Origin of the sequence: Rhodococcus sp. LW-XY12 (assembly GCF_019317345.1) — a bacterium.
Classification (GTDB): Bacteria; Actinomycetota; Actinomycetes; order Mycobacteriales; family Mycobacteriaceae; genus Rhodococcus; species Rhodococcus pyridinivorans.
On record NZ_CP079225.1, the window covers coordinates 4,234,184 to 4,241,870 of the forward strand.

5 protein-coding genes are annotated in these 7,687 nt (G+C 66.4%); 2 read left to right on the forward strand and 3 right to left on the reverse strand.

All coding sequences use genetic code 11. The annotated features are described in order from the left end of the window. Nucleotides 1–285 precede the first annotated feature (285 nt). Complete coding sequence (locus tag KXC42_RS19610) at nt 286–984, reverse strand: ammonium transporter (RefSeq protein ID WP_193902579.1); 699 nt, start codon at nt 982–984, stop codon at nt 286–288. 434 nt (nt 985–1,418) lie between these two features. Between KXC42_RS19610 and KXC42_RS19615 the strand changes: the two genes are divergently transcribed. Further along, a complete protein-coding gene (locus KXC42_RS19615; RefSeq protein ID WP_219129426.1) occupies nt 1,419–4,607 on the forward strand; it encodes a heterodisulfide reductase-related iron-sulfur binding cluster in 3,189 nt (1,062 codons plus the stop codon). Between the two features lie 58 nt (nt 4,608–4,665). Here the strand turns inward: KXC42_RS19615 and KXC42_RS19620 are convergent, their stop codons facing one another. Further along, a complete protein-coding gene (locus KXC42_RS19620) occupies nt 4,666–5,616 on the reverse strand; it encodes a hypothetical protein (RefSeq protein WP_219129427.1) in 951 nt (316 codons plus the stop codon). Between the two features lie 95 nt (nt 5,617–5,711). Next, on the reverse strand, nt 5,712–6,686 hold the full coding sequence (locus KXC42_RS19625) for an alpha/beta hydrolase (RefSeq protein ID WP_373922164.1): 975 nt from the start codon (nt 6,684–6,686) through the stop codon (nt 5,712–5,714). A gap of 115 nt (nt 6,687–6,801) precedes the next feature. Between KXC42_RS19625 and KXC42_RS19630 the strand changes: the two genes are divergently transcribed. Beyond that, nucleotides 6,802–7,680, forward strand: a complete 879-nt coding sequence (locus KXC42_RS19630) for a triacylglycerol lipase (protein WP_219129429.1) — start codon at nt 6,802–6,804, stop codon at nt 7,678–7,680. Nucleotides 7,681–7,687 lie beyond the last annotated feature (7 nt).

A 7,687-nucleotide genomic window follows, 5' to 3' on the forward strand; every position in this document is an offset into this window, starting at 1 on the left:
GGGCCTCGTTTCGTCTCATCTCCGCAGATTGCGCTCTTCTCGGAGCGTCGTTCGGGCACCAAGATCGAGTCGGATAGGCTCGCCCGATCGGTCGGACCGGACGAGTGGACCGCAGGGACAGAGGGAGAGTGAAGTGCTGGGATCATCGATCGTGGGCAGCATTGCGGTGCTGTTCACGGATCAGCAGGTGCTGTGGAATCTGATCAGGCTTTTCCTGGCCGGTTGATCTGCATACGAAACGGCCCCGTCACCCTGCAGGGTGACGGGGCCGTTTCGTACTACTGCTTACTTACCTTCGGCCCACTGCGTGGTTCCCGGAGCCGCCAGCAGATCCTGGACCACCGCGATACCCGCGATGACAGCCGTCGGGCCGCCAGCCGTGAACGCGCCGATGGTGCCACCGACGCCCGCACCGGCACCACAGCCGAGGATGGTCCCTGCGCCCGGCACGATCGTTCCGGGAATCGCTCCGACGATGCAACCGATGATCGCGCCCGCGACAGTGCCGATAGCGGTGGCCATGCCCAACTGCGACACGAAGTTCTGCTGCGACTTCAGGTTCTCTTCGGGCGATGCGACATCGGTGAGCTTCAGCGCCACCGGGGTGAGCGACGGTCCGACCTTGTCCTCGGGAGCAACCGGGACAGTCTTGGACAAGTCGGTGACCGGGGTCAGCGTCAGGGTCTTGCCGTCCTCGCTCACCTCACGCTCGAAGGGCAGCTGCAGATCGCCGAGCTGGATCGCGAGCGGCAGGCTGAGGACGGTGTCACCCTCGTCGTCCTGCAGTTCGACGCTCTTTCCGTCTCCGGAGACCTGGAAGGAACCTGCGTCGATGACGGTCACGACGGACTCACCCTCGGGCCGGACCTCGTAGTTGATCGCGTCTTCGTCGGCTGCGGCCGGAGCGGCGTACGAAGTTCCGGCGGTGATGCCCATGGCGGCGATCGTCATCGTCGCCACAGCGGCAAGCTTCTTCAGCTTCATCTTTTTCCGTTCTGTGACATGGCGCACGCCTGTTAAGACGCCCCCATTCTGCTGTATCGACCTGGAGTTCTACGTCCCCCGACGTGTACATCCCACGTGCGAACCCCACGTACCGGGCAAATCATAACCGACATCACATCCGGAGCGTTATACCCCTTTGTCCGAATGGACACCGCATCGTGGCCGGTAGAGCGTGTCGTGACCTCCGTGTGACATACGCCTCGTTTCGGGCGAGTTAGGACATCCTGCGCGACGGCGGTATCGCGTTTGACCTCTAGCGTGTCCGGGCACACGGTCTCCGATTCGACGCAGATTTTGCTACTGGCGGGTAACTCCAGTTCAGACCAAGTTACCGGTGGGTAACTTAGCTTGCGTTACGATGCGGTGACTCATACCAGGCGGCACGACGCCGCCCCCGACACGAAAGGCCACGTATGAATGCCCTGACGATTACGTTGGGCACGATCGGCGTGCTGCTGAGCCTCGTGTGTTGGTTCGCGTTCATCAGCGGCGCATTGAAGATGGTCAACACGATCCGGGTCGGCCAGCCGGCCCCGGACCGCTGGCGGCCGTTCTTCCCGCGCTTCAAGCAGATGGTCGTCGAATTCCTCGCGCACACGAAGATGGTCAAGTTCCGGACCGTCGGCTGGGCGCACTGGCTGGTGATGGTCGGCTTCATGCTCGGCGCGATCGTCTGGTTCGAGGCCTACGGCCAGACGTTCAATCCCGAGTTCCACTGGCCCCTCATCGGCGACACTGCCGTCTATCACTTCATCGACGAGATCCTCGGCCTCGGCACGGTGATCGGCATCCTCGTGCTGATCTACATCCGCCAGCGCAACCATCCGCGTCAGCCCGGCCGGATGTCGCGCTTCAGCGGTTCGAACTTCAAGGCCGCCTACTTCGTCGAAACGGTCGTGCTGCTCGAGGGCCTGGGCATGATCCTGGTGAAGGCCGGCAAGATCGCCACCTTCGGCGGTGGCCACCTTGCGACCGACTTCTTCACCATGCAGGTCGCCAAGATCCTCCCGGCGAGCCCCGAACTCGTGTCGGTGTTCGCATTCGTCAAGCTCATGTCGGGCATGGTGTGGCTGTACATCGTCGGCCGCAACATCACCTGGGGTGTCGCGTGGCACCGCTTCTCGGCCTTCTTCAACATCTACTTCAAGCGTGAGGACGACGGCGGTCCCGCCCTCGGCGCCGCACGCCAGATGATGTCCGGCGGCAAGCCCGTCGACATGGAAGATGCCGATCCGGACAAGGACACCTTCGGTGCCGGTCGCATCGAGGACTTCACGTGGAAGGGCTGGCTGGATTTCACGACCTGCACCGAGTGCGGTCGCTGCCAGTCACAGTGCCCCGCCTGGAATACCGGTAAGCCGCTGTCGCCGAAGCTGCTCATCACGTCGCTGCGCGACCACGGTTACGCCAAGGCTCCCTACCTGCTCGCCGGTGGTCGCACCGATCTCGGTGGCGACGAGGTCGGCTTGGTCGACGCCGAGGGCAACCCGGACGAGGCCAAGCTGGCGAAGATCCCGGCGTCGGCTCGCGAGGAGTCGGGTCGCAAGCTCGTCGGCGAGACCGAGGGACTGCTGGAAGCAGGCGAGCTCGCTCCCGTCATCGACACCGAGACCCTGTGGTCGTGCACCAACTGTGGTGCGTGCGTCGAGCAGTGCCCGGTGGACATCGAGCACGTCGACCACATCATCGACATGCGTCGCTACCAGGTGCTCATCGAGTCGGACTTCCCGTCCGAGCTCGCGGGTCTGTTCAAGAACCTCGAGAACAAGGGCAACCCCTGGGGGCAGAACGCCAAGGACCGTCTCAACTGGATCAACGAGATGGAGTTCGACATCCCGGTCTTCGGCCAGGATGCCGACAGCTTCGACGGCTACGAGTACCTCTTCTGGGTCGGCTGTGCCGGTGCCTACGAGGACCGCGCCAAGAAGACCACGAAGGCCGTCGCCGAGCTCCTCGCGACCGCCGGCGTGAAGTTCATGGTCCTCGGCGCCGAGGAGACTTGCACCGGCGACTCCGCTCGCCGCGCGGGCAACGAGTTCCTGTTCCAGCAGTTGGCGCAGCAGAACATCGAGGTCCTCAACGGTGTGTTCGAGGGCGTCGAGCAGAGCAAGCGCAAGATCGTCGTGACGTGTGCGCACTGCTTCAACGCACTGAACAACGAGTACCCGCAGGTGGGTGGCAGCTACGAGGTCGTCCACCACACGCAGCTGCTCAACCGTCTGGTGCGGGCGAAGAAGCTGGTCCAGGTCAAGGCCGTCGGCCAGGACGTGACCTACCACGACCCGTGCTTCCTCGGACGGCACAACAAGGTCTACAACGCTCCGCGTGAGCTGATGGCGGCGTCGGGTGCGAAGCTCGTCGAGATGCCGCGTCACGGCGAGCGGTCCATGTGCTGTGGTGCCGGTGGTGCCCGCATGTGGATGGAGGAGAAGATCGGTAAGCGCATCAACATCGACCGTGTCGACGAAGCGCTCACCACGAATCCCGCCAAGATCGCGACGGGCTGCCCGTTCTGCCGCGTCATGCTCACCGACGGTGTGACGGCGCGTCAGGAAGAGGGCAAGGGCGAGGGCGTCGAGGTCATCGACGTTGCGCAGCTCATGCTCGAGTCGATCTCTCGCGTCGAGGCTGCGAAGCTCAGCGACAACCTCAAGGTGGTCCAGCAGCCGAAGACTCCGGTCGAGGTCGAGGAGACCGCGGAAGAGGTCGAGAAGGAGCGCGTCGAGGAGGTCGAGGCGGCAGCGGCAGCGCCGGCTGCTCCGAAGACCACCGGTGTCCCGAAGGCCGGCGGCCTGCAGATGAAGGGCGGTCTGAAGGCTCCGGGCGGACCGAAGGCTCCCGGGGGCGCGAAGGCTCCTGCTGCCGAAGCTGCCGAGGCACCGGCAGCGCCGAAGGCTAAGCCGGGCGGCCTGCAGATGAAGGGCGGTCTGAAGGGCCCGGGCGCGAAGAAGGCTGCGGCGCCGGCCGCACCGGCCGCGTCGTCCGAGGCTTCTTCTGCTCCTGAGACCGAGGCACCGGCAGCGCCGAAGGCGAAGCCGGGCGGGCTGCAGATGAAGGGCGGTCTCAAGGCACCGGGCGCGAAGGCCCCGGGCGCTGCGAAGCCGGCCGCACCTGCTGCTCCCGCCGCTCCTGCCGAGTCGTCGGACGCTCCCGCTGCCGAAGCACCCGCGGTGCCGAAGGCGAAGCCGGGCGGACTGCAGCTCAAGAGCGGCCTGAAGGGACCGGGCGCCAAGAAGGCGGCTCCGGCGGCGTCCGCAGCTCCGGCTGCACCTGCCGAGGAGGCACCTGTTGCCGAGGCTCCCGCGGCGGAGTCGTCTACGGCCGAGGCGCCTGCTGCGGAGCAGCCGAAGGAGTCGGTGATCCCGAAGGCGAAGCCGGGCGGACTGCAGCTCAAGAGCGGTCTGAAGGGTCCGGGCGCGAAGAAGGCTGCGCCTGCCGCTCCGGCGAAGGCGGAGCCGACGCCGGAACCCGAGCCGGTCGCCGAGGCTCCGGCTGAGCCCGAGGCGCCCGCGACCCCGGCGAAGCCGGAGGTCGAGGCACCGAAGGCGAAGCCGGGCGCGCTCGGCTTCAAGCCCGGCGCGAAGGCACCTGGCCGCAAGTAGGTACGCAACGCGAGGTTGAGGCTCGCAACGCTGGCAGTGACTGCTGGCGTTGCGAGCCTTACTTCTTTGTTGCGTACCTCCCCGTCGGCCCACTCCCCCGCGCCGCCCGTGCGAACGCCTCCCGCACCTTCGTTGCGACGGCGCCGCGGGTCCCGAGGTCCTGCCACGTCCACCGCACCACCGTCCACCCCGCGTGACGCAGTGCGTCCTCCCGCAGCTTCTCGCGGTAGACCACGTCCTCGGCGGCGGTGGTCGCGACCCCGTCGCGGCGGTACTTGATCCGACCGTCGAACTCGCCGATCACACCGTGCTCCGGCCACAGGAAGTCGACGCGAGCGAGCCACCTGCCGTCGGCGCAGAAGACGTCCACCTGCGTGAGCGGCATCGGGATCTGCTCACGGACGAACAGAACCCTGCTCCGCGACTCGCCGGCGCTGTCGCTGCACCCGCTCGACAGCTGCACGGCACGACGCGCATGCGCGATGCGGGGATGACTCCCCATCCGTTCCACGGCACGGGTCAGCTCGTCGGAGGCAACCAGCCCCGCTCGCAGCGCACTGTCGGCAAGTACGACGGCCTGCTCCACCGGCACCGTTGCGGCCACATCCGTGATCGTCCGTGCGACCGACAGCACCCGCGCTCCCCTCCGATCCACGACGTCCGCCTCACGGAAGAGCGCCGCGTGCATGGCGCGGCCGGGCGTCCTCCGCGCTCCACTCGGCGCGTTGCGGGTGAGGTGCACATCGTCGAGTGGGATCTGCCAGACGTCGAGCCCGTGCAGCACCGCGGCCGATACGTGGCTCAGCGCCGAGGTCGGTCCTGCATTGGCGATGAACGCCCGTGCCCGAAGAGCATGTCGAGCGTGATCGTCGGTCCCCGCATATTGGTCGGACTGGACGAAGACTCCCGACGCGAGCCGAGTCCACGTTCCGTTCCGCACCAGACGTCGGATCTCCGCATCGGTGACGCCGCGCGCATTTGCCTCGCGCCGCAGAATCAACTCCCCCATGGCGCCTAGCATCGCCCGTCGCCCCGGGCCCGCAGGTGCCTACGAGGACGAATCGGCCGGATCTGTGGATGAACCGACCGCCTGTGGATGAACCGTCAGGAGACGCCGATCGCGGGACCGAGGACGGGCCACGAGTTGTGCAGGTCGTCCTGCCAGTAGCCCCAGTTGTGGGTGCCGTCGTCGTGGATGTCGATGGTGGCGGGGATGCCCAGTTCGTCGAGGCGCGTCGCCATGCGTCGGGTGCAGTCGGCCGCGGCGGCTTCGATGAGTCCGCCTTTGATGACCACGTCGGCGAGGTCTTCCTCGTCCTTGATCCACTCGGATTCGAGATTGTCGTAGCGGCCGGGCAGGCCGGTGCGCGACGACAGGTACAGAGTGGTGCCGCGAAGCTTCTCGGCGTTGACGTAGGGGTCGTTGGCGACCCAGGTGGGGTCGTCGAACGGACCCCACATGTTGAGCGGGTTGCCGAAGAAGTTGACGACGGTCGTGGTGACGAAGGCCTGGCCGAGGGGGTCGCTTGTGCGTGCGCAGCCGCTGAAGCTGCCCACCGCGTCGTACAGATCCGGTGCGGCAATCGCGAGATTGAGCGACGACGTGCCCGACATCGAGAAGCCGATCAGGCCGTTGGTGCCGGTGGTCGCGTAGGTGCTGTCGACGACGGGCGGCAGTTCCTCGGTGAGGAAGGTGGCCCACTTGTAGCGGCCGAGATTCGGGTCGTCGTGCTTCCAGTCGGTGTAGTAGCTCGACTCGCCGCCCTTCGGGATGACGACGTTGACGTGCTTGTCGGAGAAGAAGTCGACGATGTCGGACTGGTCCATCCAGCTGTTGTTGTACGACCCGCCGTCGACGCCGCTCAGCACGTACAGCGTGGGGCTGGGAGTGACGGTGTCGGTGGGGCGCAGTATCCGCAGCTCGATGTTCTCGTCCATGGACGGCGAGTAGACCTCGATGTCGAGTTGCTGGTCGTCGAAGACCGTAGTGCTCACGAGCCGGGCCTCATCGGGTTCTGCGGACGCCGTCGACGCTCCGAGGCCCCAGGTCGACGCCACGACGGTCGTCACGACAGCCAACGCGGATATCCGCCGCATAGATATACTCCGATTCCGTTCCCCTGCGCAGCCCCCGGAACACCTTATAGGGCCGCAGTGCACTTACCGATAGTCGTCACTGTTCGAAGGATGACCCGTGTTTGGCCGATCGCTCCTGCTGACCGTTCTCGCCGCGGGTCTTCTCGGCTCCGGCACGGCGGCCGCCTCGCCTGCCACGCTGCCCGTGCCGTACGAACTTCCCGACACGGTGGTTCTGGAGCTCGAGAATCCGGGTGGTTCGGCTCCCGGATCGAACGACCCGAACTGCCGCCCGACCCCCGACAAGCCCAATCCTGTTGTGCTGGTCCACAACACCAGCGGTAACCGGCAGGTCGCGTGGCAGACGTTCTCGCCTCTGCTCGCCAACGCCGGCTACTGCGTCTTCGCTCCGACCTTCGGCGCGTTCCCCGGTCCGTGGCCCGTCAGCGCTCTGGGTGGGATGGCGCCGCTCGAGCCGAGCACACATCAGCTCTCCGCATTCGTCGACGAGGTGCTCGCGCAGACCGGCGCCGAGAAGGTCGACATCGTCGGCCATTCGCAGGGCACGCTGGTCGCGGCGAAGTGGATCGGTGACGGCGGCGCCGGCAAGGTTGATCGACTCGTGTCGCTCGCTCCCCTGTGGGACGGAACGACCATCGTCACCAGCGACGGTGTGATGCGCGACTTCGAATACGCGACCTGCCCCGCCTGCGCCGACATGCTTCCCGGCTCGCAGTTCCTCGAGGATCTCGCCGCGACCGGCCGCTTCGTCGAGTCGGTGGAGTACACGAACATCCTCACCGCCCGCGACGACGTGGTGGAGCCGTACACGAGCGGCCTGGGCGAGGATCCGAACGTCACCGACGTCGTGCTGCAGGACGTGTGCTCCTCCGCGAAGACCACGCACCTGGGGATGCTCGCCGACCGGCTCACCACGGAGCTCGTGCTCTCCACGCTCGACGAGACGGTTCCGGCGCCGACCGGCTGCGTCGACTGACAGCACC

Coding starts and splice junctions, on each gene's coding strand:
- KXC42_RS19615 (WP_219129426.1), top strand. CDS start 1,419: ATGAATGCCCTGACGATTACGTTGGGCACGATCGGCGTGCTGCTGAGC.
- KXC42_RS19620 (WP_219129427.1), bottom strand. CDS start 5,616: ATGGGGGAGTTGATTCTGCGGCGCGAGGCAAATGCGCGCGGCGTCACC.
- KXC42_RS19610 (WP_193902579.1), bottom strand. CDS start 984: ATGAAGCTGAAGAAGCTTGCCGCTGTGGCGACGATGACGATCGCCGCC.